12 protein-coding genes are annotated in these 17,438 nt (G+C 71.2%); 4 read left to right on the top strand and 8 right to left on the bottom strand.

Features of this window, described 5'->3' with window-relative positions; translation table 11 throughout:
* Positions 1 to 34: 34 nt before the first annotated feature.
* Positions 35 to 640 carry a YdbC family protein gene (locus tag AQJ30_RS34955; RefSeq protein WP_067241902.1) on the bottom strand — a complete coding sequence of 202 codons (606 nt, stop codon included), beginning with the start codon at positions 638 to 640 and terminating at the stop codon, positions 35 to 37.
* A gap of 178 nt (positions 641 to 818) precedes the next feature.
* Here AQJ30_RS34955 and AQJ30_RS34960 point away from each other — a divergent pair, with 178 nt between their 5' ends.
* Positions 819 to 1,352, top strand: a complete 534-nt coding sequence (locus tag AQJ30_RS34960) for a TerD family protein (RefSeq protein WP_067241903.1) — start codon at positions 819 to 821, stop codon at positions 1,350 to 1,352.
* 73 nt (positions 1,353 to 1,425) lie between these two features.
* On the opposite strand, the gene AQJ30_RS34965 is transcribed toward AQJ30_RS34960, so the two are convergent.
* The 3 genes from AQJ30_RS34965 to nrdR all read right to left on the bottom strand — a co-directional run bounded on the left by AQJ30_RS34965 (position 1,426) and on the right by nrdR (position 5,953).
* Positions 1,426 to 2,121, bottom strand: coding sequence for a DUF6215 domain-containing protein (locus AQJ30_RS34965; RefSeq protein ID WP_067241906.1), 696 nt, complete (start codon positions 2,119 to 2,121; stop codon positions 1,426 to 1,428).
* A gap of 197 nt (positions 2,122 to 2,318) precedes the next feature.
* A complete protein-coding gene (locus AQJ30_RS34970; RefSeq protein WP_067241908.1) occupies positions 2,319 to 5,213 on the bottom strand; it encodes a vitamin B12-dependent ribonucleotide reductase in 2,895 nt (964 codons plus the stop codon).
* Between the two features lie 164 nt (positions 5,214 to 5,377).
* A complete protein-coding gene (gene nrdR / locus AQJ30_RS34975) occupies positions 5,378 to 5,953 on the bottom strand; it encodes a transcriptional regulator NrdR (RefSeq protein ID WP_067241910.1) in 576 nt (191 codons plus the stop codon).
* 727 nt (positions 5,954 to 6,680) lie between these two features.
* On the opposite strand from nrdR, the gene lexA reads away from it, so the two are divergent.
* Entirely contained in the window at positions 6,681 to 7,457 is a 777-nt protein-coding gene (lexA, locus tag AQJ30_RS34980) for a transcriptional repressor LexA (RefSeq protein ID WP_067241911.1), read from the top strand.
* A gap of 198 nt (positions 7,458 to 7,655) precedes the next feature.
* Here the strand turns inward: lexA and AQJ30_RS34985 are convergent, their stop codons facing one another.
* The 4 genes from AQJ30_RS34985 to AQJ30_RS35000 form a co-directional block, all read right to left on the bottom strand.
* Positions 7,656 to 9,632 (bottom strand): ATP-dependent DNA helicase, encoded by a 1,977-nt coding sequence (locus AQJ30_RS34985; protein ID WP_067241914.1) that lies wholly within the window; start codon positions 9,630 to 9,632, stop codon positions 7,656 to 7,658.
* A 257-nt stretch (positions 9,633 to 9,889) separates the two neighbouring features.
* Positions 9,890 to 10,624 (bottom strand): GNAT family N-acetyltransferase, encoded by a 735-nt coding sequence (locus AQJ30_RS34990; protein WP_067241915.1) that lies wholly within the window; start codon positions 10,622 to 10,624, stop codon positions 9,890 to 9,892.
* A gap of 56 nt (positions 10,625 to 10,680) precedes the next feature.
* Entirely contained in the window at positions 10,681 to 12,669 is a 1,989-nt protein-coding gene (locus AQJ30_RS34995; RefSeq protein WP_425424179.1) for an IucA/IucC family protein, read from the bottom strand.
* A gap of 70 nt (positions 12,670 to 12,739) precedes the next feature.
* Positions 12,740 to 14,083: a diaminobutyrate--2-oxoglutarate transaminase family protein gene (locus tag AQJ30_RS35000; protein WP_245727291.1), complete on the bottom strand. Its 1,344-nt coding sequence runs from the start codon at positions 14,081 to 14,083 to the stop codon at positions 12,740 to 12,742.
* A gap of 715 nt (positions 14,084 to 14,798) precedes the next feature.
* Between AQJ30_RS35000 and AQJ30_RS35005 the strand changes: the two genes are divergently transcribed.
* Complete coding sequence (locus AQJ30_RS35005; RefSeq protein WP_067241918.1) at positions 14,799 to 16,028, top strand: trypsin-like serine peptidase; 1,230 nt, start codon at positions 14,799 to 14,801, stop codon at positions 16,026 to 16,028.
* Between the two features lie 213 nt (positions 16,029 to 16,241).
* Positions 16,242 to 17,417 carry a trypsin-like serine peptidase gene (locus AQJ30_RS35010; protein ID WP_245727283.1) on the top strand — a complete coding sequence of 392 codons (1,176 nt, stop codon included), beginning with the start codon at positions 16,242 to 16,244 and terminating at the stop codon, positions 17,415 to 17,417.
* The last annotated feature ends 21 nt before the right edge of the window (positions 17,418 to 17,438 follow it).

The raw sequence follows: 17,438 nt of genomic DNA on the forward strand, positions 1-17,438 counted from the left end.
ACACCGAACGTGCTCCAGGGGTCACACGACGGCGTCAGACGGTCCAGGTGGGTTCCAGCTCGACGATGTCACCGGTGAGCGAGGCGATGTCGGCCTCCGTCTGGGCGCGCAGGGAGAGCCGCTCGATGCGCTCGGTCCGGTACTTGCCGTGCTCGGCCTGCGAGCGCCACATCGACAGCACCAGGAACTCGTTGCCGGGCGCCTCGGCGAACAGGCCGCGGATCATGCCGGGGGAACCGGCCATCGCGGGGTTCCAGACCTTCTCCTGCATCAGCGTGTAGTGCTCGGCCCGGTCCTCGTGGACGCGGCACAGCGCCACGCGCAGCAGGTCGGCGTCCGTGAAGCGGGGCTCGAAACCGGTCTTCACGTCGAAGCGGTAGTCGAAGAGCCGGGCCTGGACGTCCTTGAAGGTGCCGGCCTGCGCCGCCGCGAGGCGGTCGTGGGAGCGGGCCATGAAGGAGTCGTAGAAGGCGCGGCTCTCCCAGAACGCGAAGACGTGGGCCACGGAAGGCCGTCGCCGGCTCCAGCCCCCGCCCTGTCCGCGAAACCCCGGCTCCCCCAGAAGCCCCGCCCACTTCCGCTGCCCGCGCTCGAAACCGCGGCGGTCCACCACGGTGCAGCGAATCCACTTGACCAGCACCGCGCCATCGTAAGGCCAGCGGGCGTGGCGTCGGTCACGCTGAGCGCACCTCAGGCGCACCGACGCGTACGCGCGCGTGGCAGGATGGACAACCCGCCCCGGGGGTCGGTCAGTTACGGCCGACGACCGACCGGGAACGGGCAGTCGGGCACATGCGGAGACGGGGAAGGGGAGCCTGGTGAACGGTCTCAACAAGGGGATCCGCAAGGTCGAAGCCGCGGTGAAGTGGGATCCGAGCCCGGCCGGGCAGCCGCCCACCGACCTCGACATCGTGGCCGCCACCTACCTGGCGAGCGACCCGTACGGCGAACCCGCGTACGTCGTGCACTTCGACAGCCGGTCCCCCGACGGCACGATCTACCTCAACCGGGACAGCACGGACGGCAAGGGCTTCGGCTGGGACGAGGTCCTCACGGTGGAGCTCGAGCGGCTGGACGCGCGGTACGCGCGCGTGGTGGTCGGTGTCGTGATCCAGCAGCGTCCCGCCCACCGCACGTTCGTGAGCGTGCTCAACCCGGGCTTCCGGGTGCGCGAGGGCTACTCCGTCCTGGCCGAGGGCGACTTCGGTTCCGTCCTCGGCGCCACGGCGGCGACGTTCGCGGACTTCGTGCGCGACCCGGACGAGGGCTGGACGTTCCGCGACGATGTGCGGGGGTTCGAGGACGACCCGGTGACGTTCACCCGGTCGATGGGCGGGCTCGGCCAGGCCTGAGGTTCGGGGAGCTGAGGGGCGCGCGTCGCTGCGGAAGGCGCCCGCGTCCCTCGCCCCCTGCCCCTTCCCCGCGTCAGCCCGCGCTGTCCCAGCCGGGCACGGTCGGCAGGACGCGCTCGGCGACCCGCAGCAGGGCCGCGTCGTCGGGCGTCACGTTGTCCTGGCGCCAGATCACGATCTCGAGGGAACCGCCGCCGTCCTTGGCGCTCGGGGCGACCATCAGACAGCGGGCGATGCCGCCGGGACCCGTGCTCGCCTTGTCCCCGTCGAGGGTGAAGTCGAACTCGATGGTCCGGTCCGAGTAGAGGAGCGCCGGATGACCGAGGAACGTCTTCTTCTCGGCGTCGATGCCCATGAGCGTGCTCATCCGGGCCACGGAGATGTCGTCGTACGAGGCGGACAGTTTCACGGAGTAGGTGTCCAGGTCGACACTGCCCTCGGGGGTGATGATCTTGGTGCCGTCGGCGAGCGCGAACGAGCGTTCGTTGCCGTTCGCGCTCATCGGCTGCTCGGTCGGCGTGCCGAGGAGCGCCGCCAGGTCGGGGCGGTTGAGCGCCTTGCACAACTGCCGGCCGGAGACGCGCTGCGCCCGCGGCGGCGCGCTCGAGGAGCTGGAGCACACGGCCGGTTTCGCCTCGGCGGACGTCTCGCCGACGACGTTGCCCAACGCCCACAGCCCCACCCCGAGGCCGCCGACCAGCAGCAGTGCCGCGGCCGCCTGGGCGCCCGCACTCGTCGTCTTCTCCGGTTCGGCGGCACCGTCGACCATGTCCCCCACCTGCGCTTCCTGTCCCCCACTTGAAGTGCGCCTGACATGGCGCCGGTGGAGCCTAGCGGGTGATCGTTTCGCGGGAAACAGAAATGTTCGCGGAAACGGGTGACAAGGGCCCGTAAAGGCAGCAAAGCGGGGGGACCACCGAGGTGGTCCCCCCGCTCAGCGAGGTACCGGGCCGGCCGGTGCCGGGGTCAGCTGCAACCGCTGGTGGAGCCGCAGCCCTCGCAGATGTAGCAGGAACCGGCGCGCTGCATCTTCGTACCGCAGGAGAAGCAGAGCGGGGCGTCGGCCTGGATGCCCAGCTGCATCTCGACCAGTTCGGCGCTGGTGTGGGCCTGCTTCGTGACGGGCTTGGCCGGCTCGGTGGACGCCGCGGGGGTGGCCACGGCCTTCAGGTCCGTCTGGCGCGGCGCCGACTGGGCGAGGCCCTCGACGTCGACGTCCTCCTCGGCCGGCTCGTAGGAGCCGGTCTCCAGGTGGCGCTGACGCTCCTCGGCGGAGTGGATGCCGAGCGCGGAGCGCGTCTCGAACGGCAGGAAGTCCAGCGCGAGGCGGCGGAAGATGTAGTCGACGATCGACTGCGCCATCCGCACGTCCGGGTCGTCCGTCATGCCGGCCGGCTCGAAGCGCATGTTGGTGAACTTCGAGACGTACGTCTCCAGCGGCACGCCGTACTGCAGGCCGACGGAGACGGCGATGGAGAAGGCGTCCATCATGCCCGCGAGGGTCGAGCCCTGCTTGGACATCTTCAGGAAGACCTCGCCCAGGCCGTCGTCCGGGTAGGAGTTGGCCGTCATGTAGCCCTCGGCGCCACCGACGGTGAAGGACGTGGTGATGCCGGGACGTCCCTTCGGGAGGCGCTTGCGGACCGGGCGGTACTCGACGACCTTCTCGACCTTGGTCTCGACGGCGGCGGGCGCCTCGGTCTTGGCCTCGGCCTTGTCGTCGCCCTTGGTCTTGGCGGACAGCGGCTGGCCGACCTTGCAGTTGTCGCGGTAGATCGCGAGGGCCTTGACGCCGAGCTTCCAGGCCTCGTAGTAGATCTCCTCGACCTCCTCGACGGTCGCCGTCTCCGGCATGTTGACCGTCTTGGAGATGGCACCGGAGATCCACGGCTGGATTGCGGCCATCATGCGCACGTGGCCCATCGGGGAGATGGCGCGCTCGCCCATGGCGCAGTCGAACACCTCGTAGTGCTCGGGCTTGAGGCCGGGGGCGTCGATCACGTTGCCGTTCTCGGCGATGTGGGCGACGATCGCCTCGATCTGCTCCTCCTGGTAGCCCAGGCGGCGCAGGGCCTGCGGGACGGTGCCGTTGACGATCTGCATCGAGCCGCCGCCGACCAGCTTCTTGAACTTCACGAGCGCCAGGTCGGGCTCGACGCCGGTGGTGTCGCAGGACATCGCCAGGCCGATGGTGCCGGTCGGGGCGAGCACGGACGCCTGGGCGTTGCGGAAGCCGTTGCGCTCGCCGAGGCGCAGGACGTCCTGCCAGGCCTCCGTGGCGGCGGCCCACACCGGGGTGTCCAGGTCGTCCATGCGGACGGCCGTGCCGTTGGCGTCGGAGTGCTGCTTCATGACCCGGTTGTGTGCGTCGGCGTTGCGGGCGTAACCGTCGTACGGGCCGACGACGGAGGCCAGTTCGGCGGAGCGGCGGTACGCCGTGCCGGTCATCAGGGAGGTGATGGCACCGGCGAGGGCGCGGCCGCCGTCGGAGTCGTAGGCGTGGCCGGTCGCCATCAGCAGGGCGCCGAGGTTGGCGTAGCCGATGCCGAGCTGGCGGAACGCGCGCGTGTTCTCGCCGATCTTCTGGGTCGGGAAGTCCGCGAAGCAGATCGAGATGTCCATCGCGGTGATGACCAGCTCGACGACCTTCTGGAAGCGCTCGGTCTCGAAGGACTGGCTGCCCTTGCCGTCGTCCTTGAGGAACTTCATCAGGTTCAGCGAGGCGAGGTTGCAGGACGTGTTGTCCAGGTGCATGTACTCGCTGCACGGGTTCGACGCGGTGATCCGGCCGGACTCGGGGCAGGTGTGCCAGTTGTTGATCGTGTCGTCGTACTGGATGCCGGGGTCGGCGCAGGCCCAGGCGGCTTCGGCGATCTTGCGGAAGAGCGCCTTGGCGTCGACCTCCTCGATCACGTCACCGGTCATGCGCGCGCGCAGCCCGAACTTGCCGCCCTGCTCGACCGCCTTCATGAACTCGTCGTTGACGCGGACCGAGTTGTTGGCGTTCTGGTACTGGACGGACGTGATGTCGTCGCCGCCCAGGTCCATGTCGTACCCGGCGTCACGCAGGACGCGGATCTTCTCCTCTTCCTTCACCTTGGTCTCGATGAAGTCCTCGATGTCCGGGTGGTCGACGTCGAGGACGACCATCTTCGCGGCGCGGCGGGTGGCGCCACCGGACTTGATGGTGCCGGCGGAGGCGTCGGCACCACGCATGAAGGAGACCGGGCCGGAGGCGTTGCCGCCGGAGGACAGCAGCTCCTTGGAGGAGCGGATGCGGGAGAGGTTCAGGCCGGCGCCGGAGCCGCCCTTGAAGATCATGCCCTCTTCCTTGTACCAGTCGAGGATCGACTCCATGGAGTCGTCGACGGACAGGATGAAGCAGGCGGAGACCTGCTGCGGCTGGGGCGTGCCGACGTTGAACCAGACCGGGCTGTTGAAGCTGAAGATCTGGTGCAGCAGGGCGTAGGCCAGCTCGTGCTCGAAGATCTCGGCGTCCGCGGGCGAGGCGAAGTACTTGTAGTCCTCACCGGCCTTGCGGTACGTCTTCACGATGCGGTCGATCAGCTGCTTGAGGCTGGTCTCGCGCTGCGGGGTGCCGACGGCCCCGCGGAAGTACTTGCTGGTGACGATGTTGACCGCGTTCACCGACCAGAAGTCGGGGAACTCGACGCCACGCTGCTCGAAGTTGACCGAGCCGTCGCGCCAGTTGGTCATGACGACGTCACGGTGCGCCCAGGCCACCTCGTCGTACGGGTGCACGCCGGGGGTGGTGTGGATGCGCTCGATACGCAGACCCTTGGTGGCCTTGGTCCCCTTGGCCCGGGAACCTCGTGCCGGACCGCTCGCCGTCTCTGTCATGCCGCCTCCCTGTACAGGCAAAAACGCCCTGAAATGCCACGATGTTCCCGTGGCACGGTGATGTGTCTGGTGCTGCGGGCGCCCACGCGCCGCCCGCAACCGGTCTTGTCAACGCCGCCGCCCGGCCGGCCCCCGGAGCCGGGATCCCGGTTCCGGCCCTCCGGTCAGTCGGCGGCCCGGGCGGGCTCGGGGACCTGAACGGTTCCCCCTGGCCCCCCGTCGTCTTCCTGGCTCCCCGCGACGGTTCCGCCGTCCGCGCGGTCGCCGCCCGCGTCGTCGTCCGCGGCGGGGGGTCCCGTCTGGTCCCTGAGCTCCGCGATGGCCGTCTCGAAGTCCTCGAGCGAGTCGAAGGCCCGGTAGACGGAGGCGAACCGCAGGTACGCGACGAGGTCGAGTTCCTGCAACGGGCCGAGTATGGCCAGCCCCACGTCATGGGTGGTCAGTTCGGCGCTCCCGGTGGCCCGCACCGCCTCCTCGACCCGCTGGCCGAGCTGGGCGAGTGCGTCCTCGGTGACAGGCCGTCCCTGGCACGCCTTGCGCACACCGTTGATGACCTTGGTGCGGCTGAACGGCTCGGTGACTCCGGAGCGCTTGACCACCATCAGTGAACAGGTCTCCACCGTCGTGAAACGACGGGAGCAGTCGGGACACTGACGGCGCCTGCGGATCGACGTGCCGTCGTCGGTCGTACGGCTGTCGACGACACGGCTGTCGGGGTGCCTGCAGAAGGGGCAGTGCATGATCTCCAACCCTCCTCACAGCAGACTCAACAGCCTCGTGGGCCACACGAGCCCCTCGAAGCAGCCCCCAGCATAGGCGATCGCCGAGCATCCGAAGACACCGGGGACCACAACTTCTGGGCCGCTGATGACATCCAACCACTACATGTAGGGCTTGGCTCATACATGCAGGATGTGTCGCGTGTCGCGGTCGGAGCCCTCACGCACCGCTGCCCGGCCGTCACGCCGAGCGTCCGGGAGACGGCATGATCGCGTCCGCTCCGCACGCGCGCGACCACGAATGGAGCGGACGATGCACCTGCGTGAAGCCGACGGCACGCACGCGTGAAAGCGTCCCGCGAGCACCCGCGGTTCGCGCACGCACGGTGACCGCCTCCAGCCGGCGGCCGTCGACACGCGCGTGTGGGGACGCATCGCGCGGACGCGTACGGAGATACCGTGAGCGCCGCAGGGAGGAGCGGTGCGACTCCCGGACAGGGTCGGCTCCGGGTCCCGACGGGCGGGGCCACGAATGGCAGACTGAGGCTCCGGCCCACAGGTCGGCGGCCCCGGCGGTGAAGAGTACAACAACGAGCTCTTCGGCCCGCCCGGGACGCGGCGTCAGCCATACACCCAGACACATGATCAGGTCCGGTTATCCACGGTTTTTCACTCGAACGTGTGTTTGGCGCAACCTTTCGAAAGCCACTACCGTTGTCCAGCAGGGAGACCATCGAGAGGGGCCGACGTGACCACCACCGCAGACAGCGCCAGCATCACCGCCCAGGACCGCTCCCAGGGCCGACTCGAGCCGGTGCACGCCATGAACGAAGCCGTGCATCCCGAGCACAAGCGCTCCCTGCCGGGCCGACCTCCAGGCATCCGTGCCGACAGCTCGGGACTCACCGACCGTCAGCGCCGGGTGATCGAGGTCATCAGGGACTCCGTGCAGCGCCGGGGGTACCCGCCGTCGATGCGCGAGATCGGTCAGGCGGTGGGCCTGTCCAGCACGTCCTCCGTGGCCCACCAGCTGATGGCGCTGGAGCGCAAGGGCTTCCTGCGCCGCGACCCGCACCGCCCGCGCGCGTACGAGGTGCGCGGCTCGGACCAGGCCGCCCAGGTCCAGCCGACGGACACCGCCGGCAAGCCCGCCGCGTCGTACGTCCCGCTCGTCGGCCGCATCGCCGCCGGTGGCCCGATCCTCGCCGAGGAGTCGGTCGAGGACGTCTTCCCCCTCCCCCGCCAGCTCGTCGGTGACGGTGAGCTGTTCGTCCTGAAGGTCGTCGGCGACTCGATGATCGAGGCCGCCATCTGCGACGGCGACTGGGTCACGGTCCGCCGCCAGCCGGTCGCCGAGAACGGTGACATCGTGGCCGCCATGCTCGACGGCGAGGCGACCGTCAAGCGCTTCAAGCGCGAGGACGGGCACGTGTGGCTGCTCCCCCACAACTCGGCCTACGAGCCGATCCCCGGCGACGACGCGACGATCCTCGGCAAGGTGGTGGCCGTCCTGCGACGCGTCTGAGCACGGCGCCGGGCGAGCTTCTCCTCACCCCGCCCCCTGTGACTGGGCCCCGGGATCCCTGCGCCGGTTCCGGGGCCCTGTGCTGTGCCGGGACACGGGCGCGTGTGTGCGCCGGGGCGCGCGACACGCCTGGCGCCCAGGCCTTCGTGCCGCGAGCGCTGCGCAGTCAGGGGCCGGTACGTGCGTACCGGCCCTCGTTCACTGGTCTTCCGTCTGCTTCGCCGCCGCGTCGATCGCCGCGAGCGACCTGCGGACCTGGTTGCGGTCCGTCGTGAACCAGAAGTCGGGCATGGACGCCTTCAGGTAACTCCCGTACCGGGCCGTCGCCAGCCGCTGATCCAGGACGGCGACCACACCGCGGTCCCCGGACGCCCGTACGAGACGGCCGGCGCCCTGGGCCATGAGGAGCGCCGCGTGCGTGGCGGCCACCGCCATGAAGCCGTTGCCCCCGGCGTCCTCCACCGCCTTCTGCCGGGCGCTCATCAACGGGTCGTCGGGACGCGGGAACGGGATCTTGTCCATGACCACCAGCTGGCAGCTGGGGCCGGGTACGTCCACGCCCTGCCACAGCGAGAGCGTGCCGAACAGGCAGGTCCTGGGGTCCGCTGCGAAGTTCTTGATCAGCTCGCCGAGGGTTTCCTCGCCCTGCAGCAGGATCGGGTACTCGGGGATGCGCGAGCGCAGCTCCTCCGCGGCGAGCTGGGCCGCCCGCATGGAGGAGAAGAGCCCGAGCGTGCGCCCGCCGGCCGCCTGGATCAGCTCCGTCAGCTCGTCCAGCATGTCGGCGCGGTCACCGTCGCGCGCGGGCCGGGCCAGGTGCTTGGCCACGTAGAGGATGCCCTGCTTGGGGTAGTCGAACGGCGATCCGACGTCGATGCCCTTCCACTGCGGCACGTCCTCGCCCTCCGTGCCCTCCGGGGCGAGGCCGAGCGAGGCGCCGACGCCGTTGAAGTCCCCGCCCAGCTTCAGGGTCGCGGAGGCCAGGATCACCGAGCGGTCGGAGAAGAGCTTCTCCCGCAACAGCCCGGACACGGACATGGGGGCGACCCGCAACGACGCGCCGAACCGGTCGTGGCGCTCGTACCAGACGACATCCCACTCGGAGCCGTTCACGACCCGTTCCGCCACGTCGTGCACCGACTCCACGGACGCCAGCGCCTGCTTGCGGACCGCGTCCTCGTCCTGGACGGACTTGTCACGGGTGCCGCCGATCGCGGTGATCACCGTCCGCGCGGCGTCGCGCAGCGCCATCAGTGCGTAGCCGAGGTCCTCCGGGATCTCCTCGAGACGGCCTGGCAGGGCCAGCTCCATCACCCGCTCGAACCCCTCGGCGGCGGTCTGCAGCTGGTCGGCCGCCTTCTCGTTGACGAGCTTCGCGGCACGCCGCACCGCGCGGTTGACCTGCCCCGGGGTCAGCTCCCCGGTCGCGACCCCGGTGACCCGGGAGACGAGCTCGTGGGCCTCGTCGACGATCAGCACCTCGTGCTGCGGGAGCACCGGCGCGCCCTCGATCGCATCGATCGCCAGCAGGGCGTGGTTGGTGACGACGACCTCGGCGAGCTTGGCCCGCTCACGCGCCATCTCGGCGAAGCACTCGGCGCCGTACGCGCACTTGGAGGCGCCCAGGCACTCCCGCGAGGACACCGACACCTGCGCCCAGGCGCGGTCGGAGACACCCGGCGTCAGGCCGTCGCGGTCACCGGACTCCGTGTCGTCGGCCCATTCGCGCAGCCGCAGCAGGTCCTGGCCCAGCTTGCTCGTGGGCGCGGCCGCCTCGAACTGGTCGAAGAGCCCCTCCTCCTCGTCCTGCGGCACCCCTTCGTGCAGGCGGTGCAGGCACAGGTAGTTCGACCGGCCCTTGAGCATGGCGAACTCGGGACGGCGGCGCAGCAGGGGGTGCAGCGCCTCCACCGTGCGCGGCAGGTCCCGCTCGACCAGCTGGCGCTGGAGGGCCAGCGTGGCGGTCGCTACGACGACCCGCTCGCCGTGGGCGAGCGCGGGCACCAGGTAGCCCAGCGACTTACCGGTACCGGTGCCGGCCTGGACGAGCAGGTGGGTGCCGTCGTCGATCGCTTCCGCGACCGCTTCGGCCATGGCCACCTGGCCGGGACGCTCCGTACCGCCGACGGCGGCGACGGCGGCGTGCAGGAGTTCGGGGAGAGAGGGCTTCGTCATAGCGCGACCACCCTACGGCGCGGGACTGACAAACGTGGGGTCGAGGAGGTGAGGGGCGAGGGGATCAAGGTCTTGGGCTTCTCGTGGGAGGGGTGGGGAGAAGGGGCCGGGGGTGGTGGAGGGATAGGTGTGGTGGGGCGCCGATGAGCGGGGGGGGGCGGAGGGCGCCCGGCCGTGGATTTCGAAATATGGGGTGGCGACGGGAACCGGCCCGCCGAGCCGTTCGTTGCGGAGAGTGACGGCACTTCTTCCGAGTGTCACAACAGGTGACGTAGGGATCGGTCTCTGATCAGCAGCGCGGCTCGCTTGGCCGGCAGTTCGAGCTCGGCGGCGTATCGGAAACCGGCGGTCAGGAAGGCGGCGATGGACGGGATGTTACGGAGGTCGGGTTCCGCGACGACGCGGGCACAGGCAGGTCGCTGGTCGAGCACGAGATCGGCCACGGCCCTGAGGAGCACCCCGCCCAGACCGCGCCCTCGGTCGGTTGCGCCACCGATCAGCAGGTGGATACCGGTGTCGTGAGGCCGGGCCGGGTAGTGCCGGGCCAGTGGGTCGAGGTCGGCCCGGTAGATCTCCCAGTAGCTCATCGGCGTGCCCTCCAGCACGCCCAGGCACGGCACGCTGCGTCCGTCGCCCGCCAGTTGGCGACGCAGGTGCTCCTCGGTCACGGCGCCGGGGCCCGCCAGGTCCCAGTAGGCCGCGACGGAGGGGTCGTTCATCCACCGGGTGACGAGGGGGAGGTCGCGGTCGGCTTGTACGGGGACCAGTCGGAACGCACCGACGGGGGTGGCGGCCGCGCCCCAGGTGTCGATGTGGTCGAGCAGGTCCTCAGTGGACGACGCCCAGCGGGCAGGTGAACTCGGCCCCTCGCCGACGAGGTTGTGGAACCCCGCCAGAAGGCGCAACTCCAGCGTCTCCTCGTTGTCCGTGGCGGCGCCTAGGCCGACGACGGGAGCGGTAAGGACGTCGGCGCCAGTGTCGGTGGGCGGCACGGGACGCTCCTCTCGGGAGTGGGTCCGGAAGGGCGCTCAAGACCCAGGGACGAGTTTCAGGAATGGAGGGGGTTGGCGATGGTGACGTAGACGGACTGGGTGTCCACCGGGCCGATGAGTTCGTCAAGGCCGTGCAGCCGGGTGAGCAGGTTGGCCTTGCAGCGCAGGACGGGTGAGTCGAGCAGCCGGGCGGGCAGCGCGCTGCGCATCCGGTGGGGGCCGGATGCGGCGTCCTGGAGGAAGCGGCGCAGGGCGGCGAGCAGCAAGTGTTCGTCGGCCAGGCGTTGGGAGCCGAACGCGCCGATGAGGCCGAACACGTTGTTGATGCCGAGGTAGTAGGCGAAGCGCTCGTCGGTGACCTCGTCGGAGACGAAGGTGTCGCTCCGCTCACCGATGCCGGCCAGTCGGGCCTCTAGTTCCGCGCGGCGGGAGGCGCGGAAGTAGTAGCCCTGGTTGTCGCGGTAGCGGGCGCCGGCGGGCCATCCGTCCCGGTCGAGCAGCAGGAGGGTGTTCTGCTGGTGGGCCTCCAGGGCCACCCCCGCCTCACCGTCCAGCCACAGAACCGGACGGACGACGTGGTGGAGGTAGCGCAGGAACCACTCGGCGGCGACGGCCCCGACAGGTCGGCCGGTGCGGGAGGCCAGAGCACTGACGACGACGGCGAGGCGGGAGCGCGTGACGGTCGTGTCGGAATGGGGGTGGAGGTGAGGGCGCGGTGAGACCAGGCCCGCGACGCAGGAGACGTCGTCGGTCGGGGTGAACGGGTTGTGCCGGATCACCACGTCGAGTCCGGTCACCGGGGTTCCGTCCGGGCTGTCGACGGCCAGCCAGGCGGGGTCGCGGACGATGTCGAAGTCCGGGTGTTCGGCGTGCCACTGCTGGGCGAGGCCGGTGCGCAGCAGGCGGTGGACCTCGACGCCGCGGTGGAGTTCCTTGCGGAGGTTCTCGCGGCGGGAGTTGGTGATGCGCAGCGCCAGCGACAGCTTGAGCATGGCGGGGGCGCCGGAGCGGTGAACGGTACGGACGGAGGAGGTGGGGTGCCACGGCGGGCCGTACGGGCCGAGGTCGCGGAGGTGACCGGCGTCGAGGAGGGCGGCGACCTCACCGCGGTGCCGGGCCTCGCGCAGGTGCCAGGGGTGCAGCGGCAGGGCTGCCCAGCCTTCGGGCAGCGGCAGCCCGGCGCCGACCAGGCGGGCGGTCAGCAGCAGGGCGGGGACAGGGCGTCCGCGTTCGGTCCAGGCGGAGTCGGACGCGAGGACGGAGGGAGCCACGGCGAGCCAGTGCAGGGGGAAGGAGCCGCGCAACTCGGGTGAGTACGGCCGGGCTTCGGTGTCGGAGAGACCTTCGCGGCTCTTTGGGGTCGGGTGCAGGGGGTGGCCGAGGAGAAGGGCCTGCTCGGCTGCCAGGAACAGGTCCGCTTCGTCGGCGGGGCGTTCCCTGCGGTCGGTGATGAAGGTCGCGGTGCGCCGTGCGGAGTCGGCGACGCGGGCGACGAGGTCGATGCCGTGGGTGGAGGAAGGGGCGTCGCCGTGGCCGACGGGCGGGGCCGTTGTGGTGCTGGTGCTGCCGGCTTCGCCTCGGGCCCGCAGGGACTCCTCAGCGGACTCCCGAGCCAGGAGTGCCGCCACCGTGGCCGGGTCGGCGGGTGGGCAGGCCAAGGGGGCTTTGGCGAGGCGAGGGGGACCGAAGCGGTGCCAGCCGGTCGGGGACCAGTAGCGGACAGGGACGAGCAGGGCCGTCCCGGAAGCGGGGAGAGGGATGCGGAGGACGTTGATGAGGGGGGCGGGGAGGTTCGTCTCGCGCACCCAGCAGCGCAGCAGGTTCTCGGTGGTGGCCGCCTGGGCCGCGGTGTGCGGGTCGTGGTGGTCCAGGAGGTCGGGTTCCGGGTCCAGGGCCGTGCGAGGCCGCTTCGCCGGGGGCGGGGCTTCGGTGCCGCGCGAGGAACCGACCGGGAGTACGCACTCCCCGGAGGGCCGGGGGGCGGGGGCTGCGGTGGTGGGCAGGTCCGCGGCACAGGGAGCAGCGGGTGAGGAAGCGACGGTCAACGGAGGTCCTTGCGGGGCGGGTCGGTCGGCTGGTGCGGGGGCTGTACGGGGAAGGTGGGACGAGCGGGGATCAGGGGTTCGGTCGGCCCGGGCGGTCGGCTGTGCCCCGGGCCACCGCTTCCACCGCGTCGGCCAGGCGGTCGAGCACGGCCGAGGCCTGTTCGTCGGTGATCGTCAGGGGCGGGAGCAGGCGTACGACCGAGGCGTGGCGGCCGCCGAGTTCGACGATCAGGCCTCTCCTCAGGCACTCCCGCCGGATGGCTGCCGCGAGGCCGGGCGCGGCGGGGCGGGGTGCACGGGGAACGGGGCGGTGCGTGGTCTCCGCGGCCTCCCGTTCGGGGTCGACCACCTCCAGTCCGATCATCAGGCCGCGTCCCCGTACGTCCCCGATGCACGGGAACCGGTCGGCGAGCGTGCGGAGCTGGGTCAGCATGCGGGTGCCGAGGGCGGCGGCGTGGTCGGCGAGGCGGTGCCGGCGGACGTAGGCGAGGGTGGCGGTGCCGGCGACCATGGCGAGTTGGTTGCCGCGGAAGGTTCCGGCATGGGCACCGGGCTCCCAGGCGTCGAGGTCGTCGCGGTAGACGACGACGGCCAGCGGGAGGCTGCCGCCGATGGCCTTGGAGAGGACCATCACGTCCGGGGTGATGCCGCTGTGCTCGACGGCCCAGAAGGCGCCCGTACGGCCGACGCCGGTCTGGATCTCGTCGGCGATCAGCGGGATCGAGCGGTCGGCCGTGATCTGCCGCATGCGGCGGAGCCATGGGTCCGGTGCCGGGATGACCCCGCCCTCGCCTTGAACGGGTTCGAGGATCATCGCCGCGGGCGTGGGCACGCCGGAGCGGGGGTCGTCGAGGAGGTACTCCGTCCAACGGGCGGCGAGTTCGGCACCCGTCTCGCCTCCGGTGCCGAAGGGACAGCGGTAGTCGTACGGGTACGGAAGTCGGGTGGCGCGGACGTCGGTGGCGTGGCCGGAGGCGTCCTGGGCGGCGGCGGTCATGCCGTGGTAGGCGCCGGTGAAGGAGAGGATGCCCGTGCGGCCGGTCGCGGTGCGGACGAGTTTGAGGGCGGCTTCCACGGCGTCCGTGCCGGCGGGTCCGCAGAACTGCACGCGTGCGTGGTCGGCGAGCCCGGGCGGCAGGGTGTGGAACAGCTCGGTGACGAAGGCGTCCTTGACGGGGGTGGCGAGGTCGAGGGCGTGCAGGGGCGCGCCGGAGTCGAGGACGGCTCGGACGGCCTCAAGGACGACGGGGTGGTTGTGGCCGAGCGCGAGGGCGCCGGCGCCGGAGAGGCAGTCGAGGTAGCGGCGGCCGTCCGCGCCCTCGATGGTCAGTCCGCGAGCGCGCACGGGCACGATGGGCAGGGCGCGCGCGTAGGTTCGGGCGGACGACTCGCGCGCCGCCTGACGCCGCAGGATCCCCTCGTAGCCGGGGTGCGCTCCCCCACGCCCGCCCTCGGGTCCGTCTGCACGTGCGTCCGCCGGTCCGTCCTCAGGCCGGTCCGCACGCCCGCTCTCCCGGACCCCGCCGAGGAACCCACCGGTTCCGGCACCGGTGGGCCCTCGTCCTTCGGCCGCCCCTCCGGCGGTCACCCCTGCCGCTCCCCCGGTGGTTCCTCCGGCGATGTCTCCGGCGGTGTCTCCGGACACAGATTCGGTCACGGCCACGGCTCGCAGTCCTCCCGCTGTCCAGGGGTGAGTTCGTCGTCGCGGAGTACCGGGTGGGGGCGCGGGGCCCGGACGGGCACACGGCCGGTCCGTCGGCGTCCGGTGTTCGGCCGGTCAGGGGGGCGGCCCGCGGGCATCCGGCTCCTCACCGCTACCAACCCCGGTCGGCCTCACGGGTTACGGTCCCGCGCCGAGAAGCTCGTGGCGGCGGGAGCAGTTCGGCCGGACGCGCGCCCCCGCCCGACCCCATCGTCCGCCTCCCGGCGACCTGGTGAAGCAGCAGGTCAGGGAGCTCGTAGCGAAACCGTTGCCGTACCGTCGGAAGTCCCCCACGGGGACGGCATATTGTGTGATGCCGTTCCACGAGGCTGTGGGACGCGTCTGAACCCGGCATGAAAGCACCGTGAGTTCAGCCGGTTGTCCGGGCCACGGTGTCCAGTTCGTCCACCTCAGGGGGAGTAAGACCATGCGACCGATACGGCCGTCGTCCACCGCTCGTCGAGGCGGGAGCACGCGTCGCCGAAGCCTCCCCACCCTGTCGGCCGTCGCCCTCGCCTCGGCGCTCGCGCTCACCGCGACGGCGTGCGGCGGGGACGACACCGACGCGTCCGGGCAGTCCTCCGCGTCCGCCTCGGCCGGCGAGGGCGGCCACGGGAAGATCAAGATCCCGGACGACCTGAAGAACCGGCTCAAGGAACACGGGATCGACCTCGACAAGTGGAAGAACGGGGCCTGGAAGAACTGGGACCGGGACGACTGGCTGCGCGAGGCGAAGGACTTCGTCAACCCGATCATCGAGGGACTGTGGGACCCGGACCGCATGCGAGACGCCGAGGACCCCGACCGGGGCGTGGACAGCGGTGACCTCTCGGCCGACCAGGGCGTGACCGACCCGACGCCGGACCCGGTGGACGCGCAGGCCGTGCCGACCGCCTACCACGCCAACGCGGCCGAGGCGGGCAAGGTGTTCTTCGACTCCCCCGAGGGCACGATGGTCTGCTCGGCGACGGTGGTGAAGGACCCGGCGCACCCGGGCAAGTCCAACCTCGTGTGGACCGCGGGTCACTGTGTGCACGCGGGCAAGAAGGGCGGCTGGTACCGCAACATCGCGTTCGTGCCGTCCTACAACGACGCGGGGCTGTCGACCTCGGCGTTGCAGACCGCGACCAGGGAGCAGGTGGCCCCGTACGGCGTCTGGTGGGGTGACTGGGCGCGGACCTCGGACCAGTGGATCGCGCAGGGCGGCCAGACCGGCGGCGACGGGGCGCCGTACGACTTCGCGGTGATCCATGTGACGCCGGAGCAGGGTGGTTCGGGGAAGTCGCTGGAGGAGACGGTGGGTTCGGCGCTGCCGGTGGACTTCGACGCGCCGGCCGTGCCGCAGGTGCGGAACATGACGGCGACCGGCTACCCGGCGGGTGCGCCCTACGACGGGCAGAAGCTCTACCAGTGCAAGGACAAGCCGGGGCGGCTGTCGCTGGGTGCCTCGGACCCGACGATGTACCGCATCGGCTGCACGATGACCGGCGGTTCGTCCGGTGGCGGCTGGGTGGAGACCGGCTCGGACGGCAAGCCGGCGCTGGTGTCCAACACGTCCATCGGCCCGGTCCGTTCGGGCTGGCTCGCGGGGCCGCGGCTGGGTGCGGTGGCCAAGGGCGTGTACGACTCGGTGAGCAAGAAGTTCGCCGGTCAGTGACGTCGCGCTGAGCCGTCGCGGCACCCGGCACCGGGCGCTCGCAGCGGGCCGCGCCCGCGTCCGTACACGTTTCTTTCTCACGGGGGTCTCCGCACCATGCACGCCACACGTACTCCTGGTACGCCTCACACAGTTGACACGCCTCGCGCGTCTTCTTCGTCCCGAGCGTCATCAGCGTCCGGCACGTCCCGGTCCGGCCGGCGGCGCATCCTGGTGGCCGCGACCGGGCTCGTCGCGGCCCTGGCGCTCACCGCGACCGCCTGCGGCGGCGGGGACGACGACACGGCCGATGGGTCCAACTCCGGTGCCACCGCGACCGCGACCGTCACGGCCGGTGGCGGCGAAGGCGGTGACGGCAAGGTCCGCCTCCCCGCCGGTGTCGCCGACAAGCTGAAGCGCCACGGCATCGACGTGGACGACTGGGCCAAGGGCGGCTGGCGGGACTGGGGCGAGGACAAGTGGCTCAGCGCGGCCAAGGACTTCGTCAACCCCATGATCGAGGGCCTGTGGAAGCCGGAGCGGATGAAGTCGGCGAAGGAGGCCGACAAGACGGTCACGGCCAAGGACGCCGCCGCCGACCAGGGCGTGAGCGATCCCGCGCCCGAGCCCGTCGAGGCGTTGGCCGAGAAGACGCCGTACCACGAGAACGCGGCCCCGGTCGGCAAGGTCTTCTTCGACTCGCCCGAGGGGTCGATGGTCTGCTCCGGCACGGTGATCAAGGACGTGAACCATCCGGGCAAGTCCGACCTCGTGTGGACGGCGGGCCACTGTGTGCACGCGGGGTCGGGCGGCGGCTGGTACCGCAACATCGCCTTCGTGCCCGCCTACAACGACCTCGGTGAGTCCGAGGCACAGTTGCGCAACGCCACCTCCACGGAGATCGCGCCCTACGGCAACTGGTGGGCCGACTGGGCCTCCACGTCGAAGGAGTGGATCGCGGGTGGCTCGGAGACGGGCGGCGCGGGGGCGGCGTACGACTACGCGGTGCTGCACGTCACGCCGGAGCAGGGCTCGAAGTCGCTGGAGGAGACCGTCGGCGGGGCGCTGGACGTCGACTTCTCGGCGCCGTCCGCGAGCGAGGTGGCCTCGATGGGTGCCTGGGGGTACCCGGCGGCGCCGCCGTACAACGGGCTGAAGATGTTCAAGTGCCTCGACCGGCCCGGCCGGCTGTCGCTGAGCCCGGCCCTGCCGACGATGTACCGGATCGGCTGCACGATGACCGGGGGTTCGTCGGGCGGCGGCTGGTTCCGGGTGGTGGACGGCAGGACGAAGCTGGTGTCCAACACGTCGATCGGCCCGTCCGACAACACCTGGCTGGCCGGCCCGCAGCTCGGCGCGGAGGCCGAGGCGATCTACCGGAACATGAGCAGGACGTACGGCGGACGGTGATCCCGCACGCGCGAAGGCCCG

The sequence above is a fragment of the Streptomyces longwoodensis genome (assembly GCF_001514125.1).
GTDB classification, from domain to species: domain Bacteria; phylum Actinomycetota; class Actinomycetes; order Streptomycetales; family Streptomycetaceae; genus Streptomyces; species Streptomyces longwoodensis.

What these genes read in the sequence shown, in the direction of transcription:
- AQJ30_RS34965 (WP_067241906.1), bottom strand. Translation starts at nt 2,121, where the DNA reads ATGGTCGACGGTGCCGCCGAACCGGAGAAGACGACGAGTGCGGGCGCC.
- nrdR (WP_067241910.1), bottom strand. Translation starts at nt 5,953, where the DNA reads ATGCACTGCCCCTTCTGCAGGCACCCCGACAGCCGTGTCGTCGACAGC.
- AQJ30_RS34970 (WP_067241908.1), bottom strand. Translation starts at nt 5,213, where the DNA reads ATGACAGAGACGGCGAGCGGTCCGGCACGAGGTTCCCGGGCCAAGGGG.
- AQJ30_RS35005 (WP_067241918.1), top strand. Translation starts at nt 14,799, where the DNA reads ATGCGACCGATACGGCCGTCGTCCACCGCTCGTCGAGGCGGGAGCACG.
- AQJ30_RS34985 (WP_067241914.1), bottom strand. Translation starts at nt 9,632, where the DNA reads ATGACGAAGCCCTCTCTCCCCGAACTCCTGCACGCCGCCGTCGCCGCC.